Origin of the sequence: Picosynechococcus sp. NKBG042902 (assembly GCF_963864045.1) — a bacterium.
GTDB lineage: Bacteria > Cyanobacteriota > Cyanobacteriia > Cyanobacteriales > MRBY01 > MRBY01.
Window position 1 is genome coordinate 188,634 of the sequence record NZ_CAWLTV010000077.1, and the last position, 17,154, is coordinate 205,787.

The following is a 17,154-nucleotide window of genomic DNA, read 5'->3' on the forward strand; positions in this document are numbered from 1 at the left end:
GTTGAAGGGCGCCAGGCAATACTGGCCAACAGAGATAAAACTTTACCGCTGCCGTAATTCTTGGGGAACTTTGCTACCGTGAAATCAGCTTTTTGTCACGGTTATGGAAAATAGTCTGTTTTTTAAGGCTCCCTGGAGTCAAACTTTAATCACCATTACAACTCTTGTTTGCGTAGTGTTGTTGGCCATGGTGCTGCTGTTTTTGATTTTAGGACTCCAACAACAGAATCCTTATTTTTTGCTGTGGATTATTTTGCCCATCGGCATTGTGGTAATGACGGCATTATTTATGGTGCGAGGCTATCATCTGGACGGCGATCGCCTTTATGTTGAACGCTTGGGGTGGCGCACAGAAATCGCTTTAGAAAATCTAGAAAGTGCCACCTACGATCCCACCGCCATGGATGGTTCGTTACGACTGTTTGGTAATGGTGGTCTATTTGCCTTTACCGGAAAGTTTTGGAACAAAAAGTTGGGTCACTACAATGCCTATGCCACGGCGGTTCGGTTAGCAGTGGTTTTGAAATGGCCTAACCAGACCATTGTCGTCACCCCAGAGAAGCCTGAACAATTTGTCACCGCTATTCTCGGTCGTTAAATGCCGCCCACAAAACGCTGGGGACTCAAGATATTTTGGGGATCAAATTGCTGTTTAATGCGGCGCATCAACGGCAGGGCGTTACCTGGATAGCCCCAGGGTTCAAATTGCTGCTTGAGGCGATAGGGTGCGTCCATAATTGTGAAAAAACCGTGGTGAGCCTGACAAAAATCCCGGATGGCTCGGAATTGCCGGAGAAATTGATCATGGGGCAACGCAATGATACCTAGACCACTTTTGCAATGGATCCGGGCGATCGCCTGACCATTGGTTAGGGTCTCAATGTGTTGCAGCAAAGCCATACTTTGATGGGATAGAATGCCGACCTTGGCGACGACCATTTCCCCAAATAAAGCTTCCCGTAGTTGTTCCCACAGATCCAGGTGCTCCGGTTGGCTGACTAAATCCAGGTGCTGCCTGATAGCCTCTAACTCCTGCAGTTGTGCCGTAATACTCTCGCGGATCGCCTCAAAACGCAGCAGCAAGCCCCAGTCTTCTCCAGTTCCCCTTTGTAACCGTTGCAGAAGTTGTGGCGAAAGTAAATCTGCCGCCGCTGGCGTAAGTACAGAATTTAAAATTTGGCTCTGGGCCTGGCGTATTTGCGCGGACGACCCAAGTATTAAGATCGTTTGGGACTGCTCTTGAATCGGATAGAGGCGAAACGTTAATTCGGTAATCGTCGCCAAACTGCCATGGGAACCTGTGAGGAGCTTCATCAAATCATAGCCCGCCACATTTTTAACTACTTTTCCCCCGGCTTTTGCCAAGGTGCCATCGGCCCGGATCATGGTGATCCCCAGGAGTAAATCCCGCACACCACCGTAGCGTTGACGCAAGCTGCCGGTATCTGCCGTGGCTACAATCCCCCCTAGGGTTGCTTGGTTGGGGAAACTAGGATCGAGGGGGAGATACTGTTTATGGGGCCTGAGATGGTTTTGTAGTTCAGCAAAGGTGATCCCTGCTTCCACCGTAATGGTTAGATCATTAACGGCGTGATCCACGATGCGATTTAACTGCCGGGTGCTCACCAACCAATCTACTTTCGGAGTGAGTCCACCCCAGGCGAGCTTTGTGCCGTTACCGCAGGGGATAATCGTAATTTTTTCCCGGTGGGCTGTGCGGAAGATTTCCGTTAGGGCTGCGCGGGAGTGGGGCACAAGCAGAGCTTCGGGGCTTTGACGGCTGATCCGTTCCATCTGCCGATGCCAATGGGGATGACAATATTGCCACGCTTTTAGATCGATATTCTGGGTACCGGGATCAACCACCAAAGCCATGATTTTAGTCTTCTGGAGTTAAGGCGATCGCCTCAACTTTTGCCGTATTTTCTTCAACTTCGGTAATCGCCCACCGGAGCACATCACCCCGCTTTTCGAGCTCTGCTTCAATTTCCTTGGGCAAATCTGCCGGATTTTCCTGGAGATCAATTTCTGCGGTAATGAAGTGGGTTGTCATCGGCCCGTTCCTTAGTGAAAATTCTGTGTCCATTATCATACCAAGCAAAGGAAACGCCCCGTCTAGTCTCCCAACATATGCAAACGATAGAGGCTGGCATACAACCCATTTTGGGCGAGGAGTTGATCGTGGTTCCCCGTTTCGAGGATTTCTCCCTGCTTTAGGACAATGATTTTATCCACATCCCGGATGGTTGAGAGACGGTGGGCAATGATGATCGCCGTGCGGTCTTCGAGGAGTTGTTCTAGGGCCGACTGAATTAGCGCCTCTGTACCCACATCCAGACTTGCCGTCGCTTCATCGAGTACCAGAATTTTCGGATCCCGGATTGCGACCCGGGCAAAGGCCAACAGTTGTTTTTGACCCCCAGAAAGATTTGTACCCCGCTCCCGGAGGGCTGTGCGATACCCCTGGGGCAGTTCCTCAATGAGTTGATCGACGTTGGTCAGTACTGCGGCCTGCTTTACCGCCTCAAAGGGATACTCTTCCCCCAGGGTAATGTTGCGTTGAACATCCCCGGCAAAAAGAAAGCTTTCTTGGAGGATGACGCCAATGTGCCGCCGCAGATCTTCTTGGGGCAGATCACGAATGTCAATGCCATCAACGAGAATGCGTCCTTCACTAGGGTCATACAGACGACAGAGTAAACGAATGATTGAACTTTTGCCTGCTCCCGTTGGCCCCACAAGGGCGATTTTTTCACCGGGTTTGATCTTAAAATTCAGATTTTTCAGGACATATTCCCCAGGCTTGTAACCGAAGGAAACATTATCAAAAATAATTTCACCGGAGGCCGAATCCGAGAGATTTAGAGAAGTCGTTAAATGCTGTTGTTTATCTTGGATCTCGATGGGCTCCGACATCAATTCTGTCACCCGTTCGATGGCCGTTAGTCCCGACTGGAACATGGTGAATTTGTCGGCAAATTGGCGCAGGGGATTAAATAACCGCTGGGAATAGAGAATAAAGGCGGACAACACCCCAAAGCTCAGGGCATCCTGGAAAATCAGCCAGCCCCCCAACCAGAGCACTCCGGCGATCGCCACCAACGAAATCCATTCCAGGGTGGCAGAAACAGCCGAATCATGGAAGATTGTTTTGTTAACGGACAGACGATAGCGGTCATTAACCGTCCGGAATAACTCGGCATTCAGGGCCTCCCGGCGGAATAATTGCACGATATTGATCCCCGCAACGTTTTCCTGGAGCATCGCGTTCAGTTGGGATAGTTCTTCCCGGGCTTGGTAGTTGGCTTTGCGGTACTGCCCCTGGAAATAAACGATCAAAAAGGTGACGGGCAACAACATCAAAATGAGGAGCGTCGCTAGCTGCCATTGCAACAGGAAAACCGAAACAATAATCACGGCCAGGGAAATGACATCATTGATAATGCCGATCGCCCCACTGGCAAAAACATCACCCAGGGCTTCCACGTCATTGGTTAAACGGGTGACGAGCTTCCCGACGGGCATCCGGTCAAAGAAGCGAGAAGAAAGGGACGTGACGTGATCGAATAAATCCTGGCGGATGCCTGCGGTAATTTCCTGGCCCACTTTTTGGACGAGGTACCCTTGGATCGAGGTGAAGGCCAAGCGAATCACAATGGTGGCCAACAGAATCCAGATTAAACGGTTAATCCCTGCTGGAATGCTGAGATCGGCGAGGATGCCCCACACGGTTTCGCCCCGCAATAGGGAAACGGCCTGACCGACAACGAGGGGTTGCACCGCACCGGCGATCGCCAAAGGAATTAGCAAAACAATCGACACAACAAGGGTAATGAGATTTTTCTTGGCGTAGGGAAGGAGCTTCCCGGCCAGTTGCCAATCATTTTTCGGAACAGAAGAGGATGCGATCGCCATGGAAATTTTTCAAGAAATGCAGACATCTAGTATATCGATTGCTCACCATAGAGGTGGTTGATTTGGGCCTCACTGACCATTGTGGTGGGCTGATCGAACAGAATTTTGCCGCCCTTGAGACCAATTAGGCGATCGCAGTGGCTCCGGGCAAATTCCAGGGAGTGGAGGCTGACGACGAGGGTTTTTCCTTGGGTTTCACAAAGCTGCACCAGCAGATCCATCATTTCCCGACTTAATTGAGGATCAAGGCTAGAAATCGGTTCGTCTGCAAGGATCACCGCCGGATTTTGCACCAAGACCCGCGCCAAAGCAACCCGTTGTTTTTGTCCCCCCGATAGGTCGCTGGTTTTGGCAAAGAGTTTTTCGGGAATGCCCACCTGTTTTAAGACGGCTTCGGCCAAGGAACGCTCCTGGGGAAAGATCAGGGAAAACATTGCCTGGAGGAACGACCAACGCCCCAGATGACCCGCATTGACATTGTGAATGACGGCCAGACTCTCGACCAAATGAAGTTGTTGGTAAATGGTACCAAGCTGCCGTTGGATGCGTCGCCGTCCCCTTGGGGAGAGGGTTGCGATCGCTTCCCCCCAGATGAGCAATTGCCCTTGGGTTGGTTGTTGTTGACCATTGAGGAGACTAAGGAGCGTACTTTTGCCTGCGCCACTGGCCCCAATCAGACCCACCTTCTCACCGGGATAAATTTCAAAATTGAGTTCCGTCAGGGCCGCAACACCCCGGAAGTGACAAGAGAGCGATCGCCCCACAAAAATTGGTTCTGTCATCTGTTTTAATTACCCGTGGCAGAGAGCACGCTTGGTTTCGAGCCAGATAATGCCCTGCTGGATCGTGGTTGGACTCACGGCGGCTAGGTTATGGTGGTCGGCCCCAGGCACAGCTTGGAATTGCTTGGGTTCATTGGCGATCGCCCACAGTTGCGCCCCCATGGTACTGGGGACTGTTTCATCCAATTCCCCGTGGCAAAAGAAAATCGGTAGCTGGAGTTGGGTGATTTTAGCTGCTGAATTAAACCGCTGGTGTAAAAGGAAAGAGACGGGAAAAATCCGATAGAGGGGTTTGGTGGTAGACATGGCGAACATCGAGGTAAAGGTGCCCTCCAGAAATAAGCCACCCACCGGGTACCGCTGGGCCAATTCAATGGCGATCGCCCCGCCGAGGGAATGGCCGTGGATCGTCAACTGCTGGGCTGGGATCCCCTTAGTCTGGGTGAGAAAGGTATAGGCCGCCGCTGCATCTTCGTACACCTGGGATTCTTGGGGAAAGCCAGGACTGCTCTGGCCATAGCCCCGATAGTTAAAGGCCAAGACTGAATAGCCCGCTTGGTACCAGAGGGCGATCGCCTGGAAATTGTAAGCCGTTAACCCGCCATTCCCATGGAGAAATAGTAGCGTTTTGTCCCCCTTGTTCTGGGGTAGCCACCAGCCCGTTAATTGTTGCGTTGAAGTGACGGGGATCGTGATCGTTTCGTAGGGTAGAGCAAAATCCGATGGCACTGGATGCAAGGGTTGGGCTTGGGGTTCAAAAATAATCCGCCACTGCCCAAAAAAGAGATAACCACAGCCCCCCAGATAGAGTAATACCAGTCCAATTAATAGCCAGCCAACCATTATTCTCCTTGCCATACGCCACCTTTAAATCATAGGCAGATTCCCTGGGGGAGCCAAGGATTTAAGGACAGTTTTTCAATTGTCTGGGCACCTGATCAGGAAGCAGCGGCCCCTATGCCACAATGGAAAAGGAATTGTTTAACTTTATCCCTTAACCCAATCACAGGCGATCGCCCCTTTTCCTTGCAACCCATGCCCCAAGACGTACTCCTCGGCAAAAGTCTCCCGGAACTGACCCACTGGATCGAAACCACTGGTCAACCCGCCTACCGTGGCAAACAGCTCTACAATTGGCTCTACCAAAAAGGGATCCATGACCTGAGTGAAATCACCGTCTTTCCGAAGGCTTGGCGCGAACAAATGGGCACCTATCCCGTGGGGCGATCGCAGATCCACCACCAACGTACCGCCCCCGATGGCACCCGCAAATATCTCCTCCAACTCCACGATGGCTTAATTATTGAAACGGTCGGTATCCCCACCGAAAAACGCCTCACCGTCTGTGTTTCTTCCCAGGTGGGCTGTGCCATGGCCTGTGATTTTTGTGCCACTGGCAAAAGTGGTTTTACCCGGCATCTCCAGGCCCATGAAATCGTTGATCAAGTGCTCACTGTCCAAGAAGATTTCCAGCAACGGGTCAGCCATGTGGTGTTTATGGGTATGGGGGAACCCCTCGCCAACCTCGAACAGGTGCTTAAATCGATCCAAAGCCTGAACCAAGACATCGGTATTGGCCAGCGATCGCTGACAGTTTCTACCGTGGGCGTACCCGATCAGATCCGCACCCTTGCCCAGCAGAATCTGCAAATCACCCTAGCAGTAAGCCTCCACGCCCCGAACCAAGCCCTCCGGGAATCGATTATTCCCACTGCTGTCCATTATCCCATTGAGGAGCTGTTGGACGAATGCCGCGAGTACGTCGCCATCACCCATCGCCGCCTCAGTTTTGAATACATTTTGCTGGCGGGGGTAAATGATCTGCCCGACCATGCCGCCGAATTAGCCAAAAAACTGAAGGGGTTCCAAAGCCATGTGAATTTGATTCCCTACAATCCCATTACCGAAGTGCCTTTCCAGCGACCAGGGAAAAAACGGATCAATGTCTTTAAGCAAATCCTCCAGGATCACAAGATCGCGGTGAGCGTGCGTTATTCTAAGGGCTTGGAGGCGGATGCGGCCTGCGGTCAACTGCGATCAAACCTCCGACGATCTGCCCCGGCAACGGTAAAATAAAACAGCAAAAATCCACCCTTAACCCCCAGAATCTATGAATATTTTCGGGATTGGCCTGCCAGAAATGGCCCTCATTTTTATTATTGCTCTGTTAATCTTTGGCCCGAAAAAGTTGCCAGAGATTGGCCGGAGCCTTGGGAAAACGATCCGCAGTTTCCAGGATGCCTCCAACGAGTTCCAGGAAGAATTTAAGAAAGAAGCCGAAAAAATTGAAAAAACTGTTTCGATGCAGGCCCGCCTAGAGGAAGGGAACGGCGAAAAAGTCGAGGCCACGGAAGCGAAACCGGAAACCTCTGATCAAGAAACAAAAGCTGATACCCCATCTAGTTAGGGATTAACCGGGTTTGTCCTTGGTATCTTGTTTAAGCCCACTGACTGCCTGGGGTTTGACGGGGGCGATCGCCTAATAATTGTTGTTGAACGGCCTGTTGCAGATCCTGGCGGCGAATTTCAAGGCTCCCCTGGGCTTCGGTGAGGATCAAGCTATCAACGGCGGCCAGCGAAAATAACTGAAACAACAGGTGGGTGACGGGCAGAGGCACAGCAATTAGGGACGGATCGGCATTGCTGCCCTGGTGCTGTTGGGCGAGGGCGAGGCTTGAGAAGCCGTAAATAACGGTTTTGGTCTGCTGGGGATCGCTCTGTTGGGCAAGGGTCGTGATGAGCCAGTCCCCCTCTAAAGATTGACAAACATAGTATTCGAGGGATTGTAATTTTTGGGCGAAGGCTTTGAGGACTGGGGCGATCGCCTGGGCCATCACCTGGGGCATCTTGCCATCCTGGGGGGCTTGGTCAATGAGGATTTGCAGTTGTTGGTCTAAATTCATAGAACAATATCAAGGCGATCGCCAAAAAATACATTGGTCTCCCCATGATAAACCTTGGCCAACAGTAAACCTTTTAGGGAAAACTTTGCACTGGAGCCGGATGGGGGGCAGATGCCGCCGTGGGACACAGTTCTTGGTAAGTTTGTTCGAGCTGACTGATGTTGTTCTGCAAGGTGTAACGTTCTAACACCCGCTGCCTTGCCTTGTGACCCAGGATTGTAACTAATTCTGGTTGTTCGCGGAATAAGGGTAAAAGGGTTTTCAATTGTCCGGTGACCCCCTGGGTATCGAGGACAACCCCGGCTCCTTGGTTGAGTACTTCCCCATCGGCGCCGGCATCCGTGGCAATGCAGGCCAAACCGCAGGCCATTGCTTCGAGGAGTGATAAAGACAATCCTTCCACCAAAGAGGGCAACACAAACACATCTGCCGCCCGGAGGAGGTCAATCCGCTGGGTTTCATCGCCGACGAACCCAAGCCAGCGGACCCCTTGATCTTCGGTGTAAAGCAATTCCAGGGAAGCCTTGAGAGGGCCATCACCGACCATTAACAGCACACAATCTTCCCCCATATTGGCCAATCGCCAAGCCTTGAGGAGGGCTTCTACATTTTTTTCGGGGGCAATGCGGCCTTGGTAAATGAATACCCGTTTCGCTTGGAAGGTATGGCGGTAGGCACTGAGGGCCGGGGCATATTTTTGTTCATCGACGCCATTGGGAATGATGCGCACCGTATCCCGTGGTACTCCCAGTTTGACGAGCATTTCCTTTTGGATTTCTGAGAAGACGATCACCCGGTCATAGTTGGCTAGACAGGGGGCATAGAGCTGGTAGGTGAGGTATTGGGTACTGGATTTGAGGTTGCGTAGTTTGCTGTCAAAGGGAGGGTGAAAGGTAGCCACTAGGGGCAAATCGAGTTCGCGGCAGATGTCGGGCAGCCGAAAATCTAGGGGCGAGAGGGTCAGGGAGGCATGGACGAGGTCTGGCTGAAATTTTTGGAGCGATCGCATCAGCACTTGACTCGATTTCGGACTGGGGATCGTGTAAATTTGTGACTTGTAGAGGAAGGGTAAAAAAACCTCTGGGCAGTCCCGCCATTTTTGGTCACATTCTTCCTGCTGGGCAAAGTGGAGAAAGCTCACTTGATAGCCCCGATCAAGGAGGTGATTGGTCACTTCACGGCCATAGGTGACATTGCCACAAAAAGGAGATTTTTTACCGAGCCAAGCAACATGCATTGAGGGGGATCCTGTGGTGTGCGTTAGGATTTGATTGAAATATACCAGTTCAATACCCCACCGGCGATCGCCAATCCCGAAAGACCTAGAAGCACTGGTTGCAGGCCAAAAAAGGTTTCTGCCACCCCAGCCAGGGCCAGAGGTAAAGATAGAGCAATATTAACAGCATTATTCTGTAAACCGAAAACCTTCCCCCGGAGGATCGCCGGGGTTTCGCGCTGGATCGTCGTCTGCATCGGCACTCCCACCAGGGCCGCAAAAAAGCCCAGGCAGGTGGTACTCAAGAGGGCAAAAACCAAATTGTGGATCGAAAAAGAAAGGGCAATTAAGGCGATCGCCGTGCCGATAGAACCCCAAAGGCTGAGGGTACGGTAGGGCAACTGATTTCCCCAGTGCCCCAAAAAGAAAGCACCAATCCCCAAACCAACGCCGCCTGCGGCCAACAAAAAGCCAAACTGCTCCGCCTTTAACCCCGGAATTTGAGCCGCCAAACTCACCGCCAACACCGCCAGGGCCGCAAACACAGAAAACAAAATCACCAATTGGATCAACGCATTGCGCACCCGGTGATTTTGATTCAAATAACTGAGGCCGTCTTTAATATCCTCCCAAACATGGGGCTGTTCCCGTTGGCGATCCGTTTCCGTTTCATTGGTCTTCAGGGCCAACAAAATCAAACCGGCGATCGCATAGCCTCCCCCAACTACGAATTCTTTCCCCCAAGTCCCCGTAATCCCGAAAGATTCAACTAGCTGATCCGCCAGGCCCAACAAGGGTTCTCCCACCGCAAACCCCACAATTAACAGGGCCATCATCGTGGTGGTGTAGAGGGAATTGGCCGCCAATAAATGTTTATTCTTCACAATGAGCGGTAAAGTCGCCTGTTCCGCTGGCGCAAAAAATTGTGTCAAGGTAGAAACAGCAAAGGTGATCCCCAATAAAAAGACAAATCCAGGGGGAAGCTCCCACCAATTGGGTTGATCTTGCACGAGCCAGAGTAAGAGGGGGATGCAAAAAACAAAGACGCCCCGCAACAAATTCGAAATAATCAGCACCCCTTTTTTAGACCAGCGATCCACATAAACCCCCGCAACGGAACCAAACAAAATCGCAGGCACCGTAAAGGCAATCATGATCGCCGAGACCCAAGCACTAATGCTCTGATCCGCCGTTTGAAAGTGACTGGCAATCAAAGCAATCATCAACACGAGATAAATCTTGTCGGCCAGTTGTGAAAAGATTTGACCAAGCCAAAGGACGAGGAATTTCGGGTTGCGCAACACAGGCCCAAAACCATCTACGCTCTGGGACGGGGCCACGCCCATCTCGGTTTGGGAAGTATCTTTAGGGGAGAGGGTCGGTAGATCCGTTTCCGTTGACATGGGTGCTCGGCAACCAAAAAGTTGATAAGGGAATCACTCTTAAGTATAAATCCTGCGATCGCCTTATGTTGGGGAGTTACCGCCCAGGATTCGCCCGGATTATGTGCTTAGTGGTGATGGCCATAGGCTCCATCTTCCGGAAAAAAGGGCAACATTTCCTGTTTCAGTTGCAACCCCAGTCGAGTGAGCATATCTTCGAGCACATGGTCAGGGGACAGGCGGAGATACTGGGAATGCACCTCTAGGGGCACGTGGCGGTTACCAAGGTGATAGGCCGCCCTGAGTAGCTCCAAAGGGGTCGAGGCCGTGACTGTGACCACGGGTTCAGGTTTTGCCTTAACCTGTACGAGAGTAGAACCAGTCGCGTCTTGAAAGTAGTCATCGGGATGGATATGGCTGCCACGGGATAAGTTGAAGTGAATCGCTTGGCCATTGTCTAACTCTAGGCGTTGGCGGCTCTTTTGACGTTCGGCAGCGGTGAGGAACAACTCCAGATCTACTTGGATCGGTGCCTGGGGTTGATATTTTTGGGCCAGGATTAAATCAGCGTCAGTCATCGGCTCTAGCGAAATGGAAGTGAACGAAAAACGTCTATCCTAAGGACATAAGCATTAATTTAGTCTAGATCACTCCACATTCGACTTTACATAACAGAAGTAACGCTTGAGACAAGTGACCCCACGCACCATATTCAACAATTTACGCGGCGGGGGTGTTATCACGCCAAGCTTACAAATCTGTAATATTGCTTTTGCAACAATCCTATATGAGAAATATCCATGCAATTTAAAGCTAAGGTCTTACGACTCGTATCAAGCAATATGGAAGAATATTTAAAAGTTAGTGAAGTCATCGACTGGCGACATCCAGAAATTCTGGAGCGTGCTAAACAGATTGCATTGGGATATGAGACACCAATAGCGATCGCAAAAGCATGTTTTGAGTGGGTACGAGATGAAATTTGTCATAGTTATGATTATCAAATGAATCCTGTGACTTGGCGAGCATCAGATGTTCTCCAGCATAAAACGGGTTATTGCTTTGCCAAAAGTCATTTGTTGGCAGCGCTGTTGCGCGCAAATCAGATTCCCGCCGGATTTTGCTATCAACGATTAAGTGTTGATGATAAGGGCGCGCCATATAGTTTGCATGGATTTAATGGAATTTATCTGCCCGAAGTTGGTTGGTATCGAGTTGACGCAAGGGGCAATAAAGAAGGAGTCAACGCTCAGTTTGTCCCCCCTCAAGAACAACTAGCATTTAAGACCCAGTTGACCGAAGAAGCAGATTTTCCAGTAATCCTTGACGAACCCCTTCAAGTCATCATAAAAGCATTGCAATCACAGAGTACGTGGGATGAGATGTTTCATACCCTTCCAGATATTCCGATAGAATTTGCGAAAAATTATGGTTTGGCATAGACAAATGTTAGTGTGTGCTAGCCAACTAACAATTCAGGTAGGTTGGAAGGCAAAGGTTATCTGCGGCAGGTGGTGGGCAATGTTAAAGAGTTGTCACAGGTAAAAAACGTAAAGCTAAGGCGATCGCCCTGCCTTAACCATTGATTACGGAAATTTTGAGATTTTTAGCGATCGCCAACCGGGAAGGTTAGCCTGGAGGGGTCTCGTCGTAAACCCGATCAAACCGATGAATACTAAGACCCTTACACTAGTCGCTCAACCGACTAAAAATGTAGGATTTTTATTTGGGCGGCTGCCTCGAAAAGATATTTCCCCAAACCACCCCGTAAACGGCAAAGGAAAATGCACCCATAGCGGTTGTAGTTGCCCCTCATTCGTTGATCCACCCGGAGGTTTTGACTGCGCCCGCTGCGGCCACCCAATGTCCGAACATTGGTAGAACGTCCATCACCGACAAAATCTGAGTTCCCCAAAACTGTAAAGCTGATTTTGGTCAGTCCACTACCTTCACAACACCCGATTTCTGGGGGCTGTGGAGGTTTTGGTATCAATTCCCCTTTGTCATTTCCGAGAATCCTGAAGCCTGTATAAAGATTAGAGTGTTGCCAAATCGAGGACGCAATAATGGGATCAGTATTCGGGGAGTCTCAAGAATGCCCAAGCGATTCAAGCCATGGCAGCCAAAGGAAGAAATTAACAAGGGGTGGACAATGGGGGCGATCGCCTTGCCAGTTGTGCTCTGGATGATGGGGTGTTTATGGTGGCTCCCTGGCCAAAGACAGCAGGCTAATTATCCTCATTTATCTCAAAACGAAAACGTTACCTTAGTTGACTCCCATCGTGATCGCGAAATTTTAACCAGCGACCTCCGGGCGATAGCCGCAATTGTTGGCGGCATTTTCCTATTCTTCAGTTTCCGCAGGGCCACAAAAAAGACGGAAACCACTGACTTCTGCGGTGCGGATCTCAATGATGCTAATTTCTGTGGTGCTGATCTCAATGGCGTTGACTTTTGCGGTGCGAGCCTAATTGATGCCAACTTTAGTGGTGCCAATCTCAGCGGTGCTAATTTTAATGGGGCTAACCTCAACGGCGCCAACCTCAACGGCGCCAACCTCAGCGGTGCGGCGCTCCAGTATGCAAATCTCAGCGGTGTGAATCTTAGATACGCCAACCTCAGCGGCGCTGACCTCAGGTATGCCAATCTCAGTGATGCTGATCTCAACTGTACCCTCCTGAGTGATGCCAACCTCAGCGAGGCGAATCTCAGTGGTGCCCTGCTCTTTTTTATCAATTCACGGGACGTGCTTAACCTTGAACCCATTCAACTCAAGGCAGAGCCCTCGCCCTTTCTTTGTAACGTTGCTCTCCCTACCTATGCCCAGCATCCAAAAATGAATCCCAACCGTGACTGCAACCGTATTCCGCGATTATTGAGCGATCGCTATGATATTTCCCTTGAAGAAGCTCAGGGGATCGTCGAAGAAGCGCGACAACATCACTGGGATTAATTATCTAAGGATTTCTAACAGGCGATCGCCGACCCGGAGGGCATTGGCAATAACCGTCAACATCGGGCTAGTGGCACTGCTAGACGGGAAAAAGCTACTGTCTACCACGTAGAGATTTTCCAGATCATGCATTTTGCAATGGAGATCAAGGACGGAAGTGGCGGGATCTTCCCCAAAACGACAGGTTCCGCACTGGTGGGCGACGACGGAGATGGGCATCCGGGCGTAGGGATGGGTGCCTTTAAATTCCTTATCCACCGCCTTAAGAATCTGTTGCCAACGGTATAACAGGCGGTCGTGGGCTTCGAGGTTATTCTCGGTGTAGTTGAGGTGAACCTTATTATTTTTGAGCCACACGCGATTTTCGGGATTCGGTAAATCCTCCGTTTGTAGCCACCAACCCAGGGAGCGGGTCGCCAACTGTTTCAGCCCAAATTTTGGTAAGAACTTCGCTGCCACGGATATTAAAGGGGGCGATTCGGAGAAAATAACATCCTGCAAAATGCCGCCGGAATCCTGCACATGACCCATAGGATAGGGGAAATCTTGGTCACCCCAATAGAAATCATTCACATAGAGCGATCGCTGGAAAAGACCATCTTTAAGGGTGGGTTCCTGCTCCACGATGACCGTCATCAACTGCTTCATGAGGTTGCGACCGACCAGCCCGGAACTATTGCCTAAACCGTTTTCATGTTTGGCGTTCGCTGATTTGAGGAGTAATGCCGCTGAGTTAATCGCGCCGCACGCTAAAACCACGATGTCCCCCACAAATAAAAAGGCTTGGTTTTGGATGACCGCCTGCACCCCCTTCACGATTTTGCCGGAGGGGTCGGTGTGGATGGAGGTGACCTGCGCCCCCGTTTTCAAAGTTAGGCGATCGCCGGCGCGGATGGCGGGACTAATGCCTGTGTCTTCTGAGTCGGTGCGTCCTTCCTGCCCGATGCCGATGGGGAGATAGTTCGGGTGCAAACCATAATCCTTAAAACGCTGATTAATTGCATCGAGTTGGGGCAACCTTTCGACCGGGGGAAAGCCATAATCCTGACTCCGGGAGGGTTCCGTGGCATCATCACCGCCTTGCCCATGCACCTGGTATAACTTTTCCGCTTCGGTGTAATAGGGTTCAAAATCGGCGTACTTTAACGCCCACTCTGGGGAAATGCCATCTTTGTGTTCCACCGCTTCAAAATCCTTTTCCCGGAGCCGCATCAACACCCCGCTATAGATTTTTGTGTTGCCGCCGACGCAATAACTGGTTTGGGGATGGAATGGCTCACCGTGCTGGTCGTACCACTGTTCCGGGGCGTGGTATTGCTCTTTTTTAAAAACTTCGACTTCGGTTAATTCGGAGCTTTCCTTCTCGGAAAATTGCCCCTGTTCTAGCACCAAAACTTTCTTGCCTGCATCCGCCAATTTTCGGGCGATTGTGCCACCGCCTGCCCCAGTCCCAATCACGATTACGTCATAAATTTGGTCATCAATAATCATTACTTACACACCACTATGTCTAAATTTTATGTCTCAAATTTTCGTAGGGAAAAAGAGCGGCGATCGCCCCAATTATTGCCAGAGATAAATCAGCCCGAAAAGAATAATCCAAATCACATCCACGAAGTGCCAAAACCACGACGTTGCCTCCACGCCATACTGTCCACCAGCGTAGTTATTCGGCAGGAAAGATCGCCCCAGCATCACCCCTTGTAGCAAGACCCCCGTCAGGACGTGCAACCCGTGAAACCCCGTCAGCAGATAGAAAATTCCGCCATAGACCCCAGACGTAAACCCAAACTCTAAACTCTGCCATTCCACCGCTTGACCATAGAGAAAATAACTCCCCATTGCCATCGTTAATAGCCAGAAAAAACGGAAGCCCCAGAGATTTTCTTTATGCAGAAACCGTTCCGCCAGATAAATCACACCGCTACTCGAAACCAGCACCACCGTATTAATCGCCGGATCATGGATTTCTAAACCCTCCACCCCCGGCGGTAACCAATCCGTTGCCGAAAGTTTGTAGACGATATAACCCACAAAAAAGCTGATAAAAATCACACTTTCTGAGAGCAAAAAGACAATAAATCCAAACAGACGATGATCCTCTTCTCCATGTCCGTGACTTGTTACCGAGATCGGGGTTTCATTGATGGCAGTCATAACAATAATCGCAGTGTTAAAAAAACTGAATTTCTAGGTAGGGGCGTTCGATGGGGACGGTAGGGGCGGTTCGCGAACCGCCCCTACGAATGGTGGTGGGGCAACAACAAAAAAATCATGGGTTTAACCCCCCAGATTTTCCGTGAGGGGTTCCGATTTGCCGTAGCCATAGGGTTCCGCGATGACGATGGGCAACTCCTCGAAATTTTCATGTTCCGGGGGAGAAGGTACAAGCCATTCCAAACCGATCGCCCGCCAGGGATTTGCGGGAGCGCGATCGCCGTTAATCCAGGACGCAATCATATTGAGCAAAAAAGGAATCGTGGACATGCCGAGGATAAAACCACCAATACTGGCAATCACATTCCAAAAAGCAAACTCCGGATCATAGGATGCAACCCGGCGCGGCATCCCCATCAAACCCACCGGGTGCATCGGCAGAAAGTTCAAGGTTGTGCCGATCATCGTCAACCAAAAATGCAGTTTCCCCAGACCCTCGTAGTACATCTTGCCCGTCATTTTCGGGAACCAGTGGTACACCGCCCCATAGATCCCAAAAACGATCGCCCCGTAGATCACATAGTGAAAATGCCCCACCACAAAATAGGTGTTGTTCACATGGATATCCACCGGCACCGATGCCAACATAATCCCCGTGATTCCTGCAAAAACGAAGTTAATCAAACCCCCCATCGCAAAGAGCATCGGCGTATCCAGGCGTAATTTTCCACCCCAGAGGGTCGCCACCCAGGCGAAAACTTTGATCCCCGTCGGCACAGAGATGAGCATCGTTGAAAACATAAACAACATCCGCATCCAGGGGGGCGTACCACTCGCGAACATATGGTGTACCCAGACCACCGCACTAAGGACAACAATAATCATCGAGGAAACGACGACCACCTTGTAGCCAAACAAGGGCTTGCGGGCATAGACAGGGAACAGTTCCGAGAAAAAGCCAAAGACGGGCAACACCATCACATACACCGCCGGGTGGGAATAGAACCAGAAAAAGTGCTGGTACAGAACTGGACTTCCCCCCTGGGAGGCATCGAAGAAGGTTGTGCCCACTGTCAGATCGAAGAGTAACATCACCGCCCCAGCAGTTAAAGCGGGTAACCCAAAAAGCTGAATAATCTGAGCCGCCAGCACCGTCCAGACAAATGCCGGCGTTTTAAACCAGCCCATCCCCGGACACCGCATCCGCACAATGGTCGTGACAATATTCACCGCCCCCAGGATCGAGGAAACTCCCGACAGGGCAACGGAAACCAACCAGAGAAATTCACCATTGAGTAAAACCCCTGCTGGATTCTGGATACTCACCGGCGGATAAGACCACCATCCCGATTGGGCGGGTCCCCCCGGAGCCAGGAAACTCAGGATTAGCAACGACCCAAACACCGGAACCATCCAAAAGGCGATCGCATTTAGTCGGGGGAATGCCATATCTCGTGCCCCAATCATCAGGGGAACCAGATAATTTGCGAAGCCCGCCAACACCGGAAATGTCCAGCCAAACAGCATGATGCTGCCGTGCATCGTAAACAGGGCATTGTAAACGGTGCGATCCACGAGATCCGGTTCTGGGGTGATTAGTTCTCCCCGCATGATCATCGCGAAAATCCCGGCGACGAGGAAAAAGAAAAAGGACGTGACAATGTATTGCAGTCCGATTACTTTGTGGTCGGTACTGAAGGAAAAGAAAGTACGCCAGTTCGGGAGGTTGGTGAGGGGTTGTCCCTCGTTGGTCAGGGCTTCTGGGGGAGCTTGGGTCATGGTTTGTGAGCGATTACGGAATTACAGAAAATTTATGGAAGACTGACAAAAAAATTCAGAGGAAAAA

17 protein-coding genes are annotated in these 17,154 nt (G+C 50.7%); 5 read left to right on the top strand and 12 right to left on the bottom strand.

The window, feature by feature from the left end; translation table 11 throughout:
* The first annotated feature begins 103 nt into the window (after positions 1-103).
* Positions 104-598 (top strand): PH domain-containing protein, encoded by a 495-nt coding sequence (locus AACR41_RS16015; RefSeq protein ID WP_030005946.1) that lies wholly within the window; start codon positions 104-106, stop codon positions 596-598.
* Here AACR41_RS16015 and AACR41_RS16020 read toward each other — a convergent pair.
* From AACR41_RS16020 to AACR41_RS16040, 5 genes are all read right to left on the bottom strand, one after another.
* Positions 595-1,875, bottom strand: coding sequence for an FAD-binding oxidoreductase (locus AACR41_RS16020; RefSeq protein WP_030005947.1), 1,281 nt, complete (start codon positions 1,873-1,875; stop codon positions 595-597). The genes AACR41_RS16015 and AACR41_RS16020 overlap by 4 nt on opposite strands.
* A 4-nt stretch (positions 1,876-1,879) precedes the next feature.
* Positions 1,880-2,053, bottom strand: a complete 174-nt coding sequence (locus tag AACR41_RS16025) for a hypothetical protein (protein ID WP_012306340.1) — start codon at positions 2,051-2,053, stop codon at positions 1,880-1,882.
* A gap of 62 nt (positions 2,054-2,115) precedes the next feature.
* Positions 2,116-3,915, bottom strand: a complete 1,800-nt coding sequence (locus tag AACR41_RS16030; RefSeq protein WP_030005948.1) for an ABC transporter ATP-binding protein — start codon at positions 3,913-3,915, stop codon at positions 2,116-2,118.
* Between the two features lie 26 nt (positions 3,916-3,941).
* Entirely contained in the window at positions 3,942-4,697 is a 756-nt protein-coding gene (locus tag AACR41_RS16035) for a phosphonate ABC transporter ATP-binding protein (RefSeq protein ID WP_030005949.1), read from the bottom strand.
* Between the two features lie 9 nt (positions 4,698-4,706).
* The gene (locus tag AACR41_RS16040) at positions 4,707-5,540 is read right to left on the bottom strand and encodes an alpha/beta hydrolase (RefSeq protein ID WP_052349571.1); all 834 of its coding nucleotides are present in this window, start codon (positions 5,538-5,540) and stop codon (positions 4,707-4,709) included.
* A 192-nt stretch (positions 5,541-5,732) separates the two neighbouring features.
* Between AACR41_RS16040 and rlmN the strand changes: the two genes are divergently transcribed.
* Both rlmN and AACR41_RS16050 read left to right on the top strand, forming a co-directional pair.
* On the top strand, positions 5,733-6,773 hold the full coding sequence (gene rlmN, locus AACR41_RS16045) for a 23S rRNA (adenine(2503)-C(2))-methyltransferase RlmN (RefSeq protein WP_030005951.1): 1,041 nt from the start codon (positions 5,733-5,735) through the stop codon (positions 6,771-6,773).
* A 34-nt stretch (positions 6,774-6,807) separates the two neighbouring features.
* The gene (locus AACR41_RS16050; RefSeq protein ID WP_012306345.1) at positions 6,808-7,104 is read left to right on the top strand and encodes a TatA/E family twin arginine-targeting protein translocase; all 297 of its coding nucleotides are present in this window, start codon (positions 6,808-6,810) and stop codon (positions 7,102-7,104) included.
* A gap of 31 nt (positions 7,105-7,135) precedes the next feature.
* Here the strand turns inward: AACR41_RS16050 and AACR41_RS16055 are convergent, their stop codons facing one another.
* The 4 genes from AACR41_RS16055 to ureE all read right to left on the bottom strand — a co-directional run bounded on the left by AACR41_RS16055 (position 7,136) and on the right by ureE (position 10,776).
* Positions 7,136-7,600 carry a hypothetical protein gene (locus AACR41_RS16055; RefSeq protein ID WP_030005952.1) on the bottom strand — a complete coding sequence of 155 codons (465 nt, stop codon included), beginning with the start codon at positions 7,598-7,600 and terminating at the stop codon, positions 7,136-7,138.
* A 73-nt stretch (positions 7,601-7,673) separates the two neighbouring features.
* The gene (locus AACR41_RS16060) at positions 7,674-8,837 is read right to left on the bottom strand and encodes a glycosyltransferase family 4 protein (RefSeq protein WP_030005953.1); all 1,164 of its coding nucleotides are present in this window, start codon (positions 8,835-8,837) and stop codon (positions 7,674-7,676) included.
* Between the two features lie 23 nt (positions 8,838-8,860).
* The gene (locus tag AACR41_RS16065; RefSeq protein WP_030005954.1) at positions 8,861-10,219 is read right to left on the bottom strand and encodes an MFS transporter; all 1,359 of its coding nucleotides are present in this window, start codon (positions 10,217-10,219) and stop codon (positions 8,861-8,863) included.
* Positions 10,220-10,326: 107 nt separating this feature from the next.
* Complete coding sequence (ureE, locus tag AACR41_RS16070; RefSeq protein WP_030005955.1) at positions 10,327-10,776, bottom strand: urease accessory protein UreE; 450 nt, start codon at positions 10,774-10,776, stop codon at positions 10,327-10,329.
* 222 nt (positions 10,777-10,998) lie between these two features.
* Here ureE and AACR41_RS16075 point away from each other — a divergent pair, with 222 nt between their 5' ends.
* The gene (locus AACR41_RS16075) at positions 10,999-11,640 is read left to right on the top strand and encodes a transglutaminase-like domain-containing protein (protein ID WP_228657462.1); all 642 of its coding nucleotides are present in this window, start codon (positions 10,999-11,001) and stop codon (positions 11,638-11,640) included.
* A 653-nt stretch (positions 11,641-12,293) separates the two neighbouring features.
* Positions 12,294-13,151, top strand: a complete 858-nt coding sequence (locus AACR41_RS16080) for a pentapeptide repeat-containing protein (RefSeq protein WP_030005957.1) — start codon at positions 12,294-12,296, stop codon at positions 13,149-13,151.
* On the opposite strand, the gene AACR41_RS16085 is transcribed toward AACR41_RS16080, so the two are convergent.
* From AACR41_RS16085 to ctaD, 3 genes are all read right to left on the bottom strand, one after another.
* The gene (locus tag AACR41_RS16085) at positions 13,152-14,642 is read right to left on the bottom strand and encodes a GMC oxidoreductase (protein ID WP_030005958.1); all 1,491 of its coding nucleotides are present in this window, start codon (positions 14,640-14,642) and stop codon (positions 13,152-13,154) included.
* 72 nt (positions 14,643-14,714) lie between these two features.
* Complete coding sequence (locus AACR41_RS16090) at positions 14,715-15,308, bottom strand: cytochrome c oxidase subunit 3 (protein ID WP_030005959.1); 594 nt, start codon at positions 15,306-15,308, stop codon at positions 14,715-14,717.
* Between the two features lie 123 nt (positions 15,309-15,431).
* The gene (gene ctaD / locus AACR41_RS16095) at positions 15,432-17,087 is read right to left on the bottom strand and encodes a cytochrome c oxidase subunit I (RefSeq protein WP_030005960.1); all 1,656 of its coding nucleotides are present in this window, start codon (positions 17,085-17,087) and stop codon (positions 15,432-15,434) included.
* Between the last annotated feature and the right edge of the window lie 67 nt (positions 17,088-17,154).

What these genes read in the sequence shown, in the direction of transcription:
- ctaD (WP_030005960.1), bottom strand. Translation starts at nt 17,087, where the DNA reads ATGACCCAAGCTCCCCCAGAAGCCCTGACCAACGAGGGACAACCCCTC.
- rlmN (WP_030005951.1), top strand. Translation starts at nt 5,733, where the DNA reads ATGCCCCAAGACGTACTCCTCGGCAAAAGTCTCCCGGAACTGACCCAC.
- AACR41_RS16090 (WP_030005959.1), bottom strand. Translation starts at nt 15,308, where the DNA reads ATGACTGCCATCAATGAAACCCCGATCTCGGTAACAAGTCACGGACAT.
- AACR41_RS16055 (WP_030005952.1), bottom strand. Translation starts at nt 7,600, where the DNA reads ATGAATTTAGACCAACAACTGCAAATCCTCATTGACCAAGCCCCCCAG.
- AACR41_RS16035 (WP_030005949.1), bottom strand. Translation starts at nt 4,697, where the DNA reads ATGACAGAACCAATTTTTGTGGGGCGATCGCTCTCTTGTCACTTCCGG.
- AACR41_RS16030 (WP_030005948.1), bottom strand. Translation starts at nt 3,915, where the DNA reads ATGGCGATCGCATCCTCTTCTGTTCCGAAAAATGATTGGCAACTGGCC.
- AACR41_RS16085 (WP_030005958.1), bottom strand. Translation starts at nt 14,642, where the DNA reads ATGATTATTGATGACCAAATTTATGACGTAATCGTGATTGGGACTGGG.
- AACR41_RS16025 (WP_012306340.1), bottom strand. Translation starts at nt 2,053, where the DNA reads ATGACAACCCACTTCATTACCGCAGAAATTGATCTCCAGGAAAATCCG.
- AACR41_RS16050 (WP_012306345.1), top strand. Translation starts at nt 6,808, where the DNA reads ATGAATATTTTCGGGATTGGCCTGCCAGAAATGGCCCTCATTTTTATT.
- AACR41_RS16080 (WP_030005957.1), top strand. Translation starts at nt 12,294, where the DNA reads ATGCCCAAGCGATTCAAGCCATGGCAGCCAAAGGAAGAAATTAACAAG.
- AACR41_RS16075 (WP_228657462.1), top strand. Translation starts at nt 10,999, where the DNA reads ATGCAATTTAAAGCTAAGGTCTTACGACTCGTATCAAGCAATATGGAA.
- AACR41_RS16040 (WP_052349571.1), bottom strand. Translation starts at nt 5,540, where the DNA reads ATGGTTGGCTGGCTATTAATTGGACTGGTATTACTCTATCTGGGGGGC.
- AACR41_RS16015 (WP_030005946.1), top strand. Translation starts at nt 104, where the DNA reads ATGGAAAATAGTCTGTTTTTTAAGGCTCCCTGGAGTCAAACTTTAATC.
- AACR41_RS16020 (WP_030005947.1), bottom strand. Translation starts at nt 1,875, where the DNA reads ATGGCTTTGGTGGTTGATCCCGGTACCCAGAATATCGATCTAAAAGCG.
- ureE (WP_030005955.1), bottom strand. Translation starts at nt 10,776, where the DNA reads ATGACTGACGCTGATTTAATCCTGGCCCAAAAATATCAACCCCAGGCA.
- AACR41_RS16060 (WP_030005953.1), bottom strand. Translation starts at nt 8,837, where the DNA reads ATGCATGTTGCTTGGCTCGGTAAAAAATCTCCTTTTTGTGGCAATGTC.
- AACR41_RS16065 (WP_030005954.1), bottom strand. Translation starts at nt 10,219, where the DNA reads ATGTCAACGGAAACGGATCTACCGACCCTCTCCCCTAAAGATACTTCC.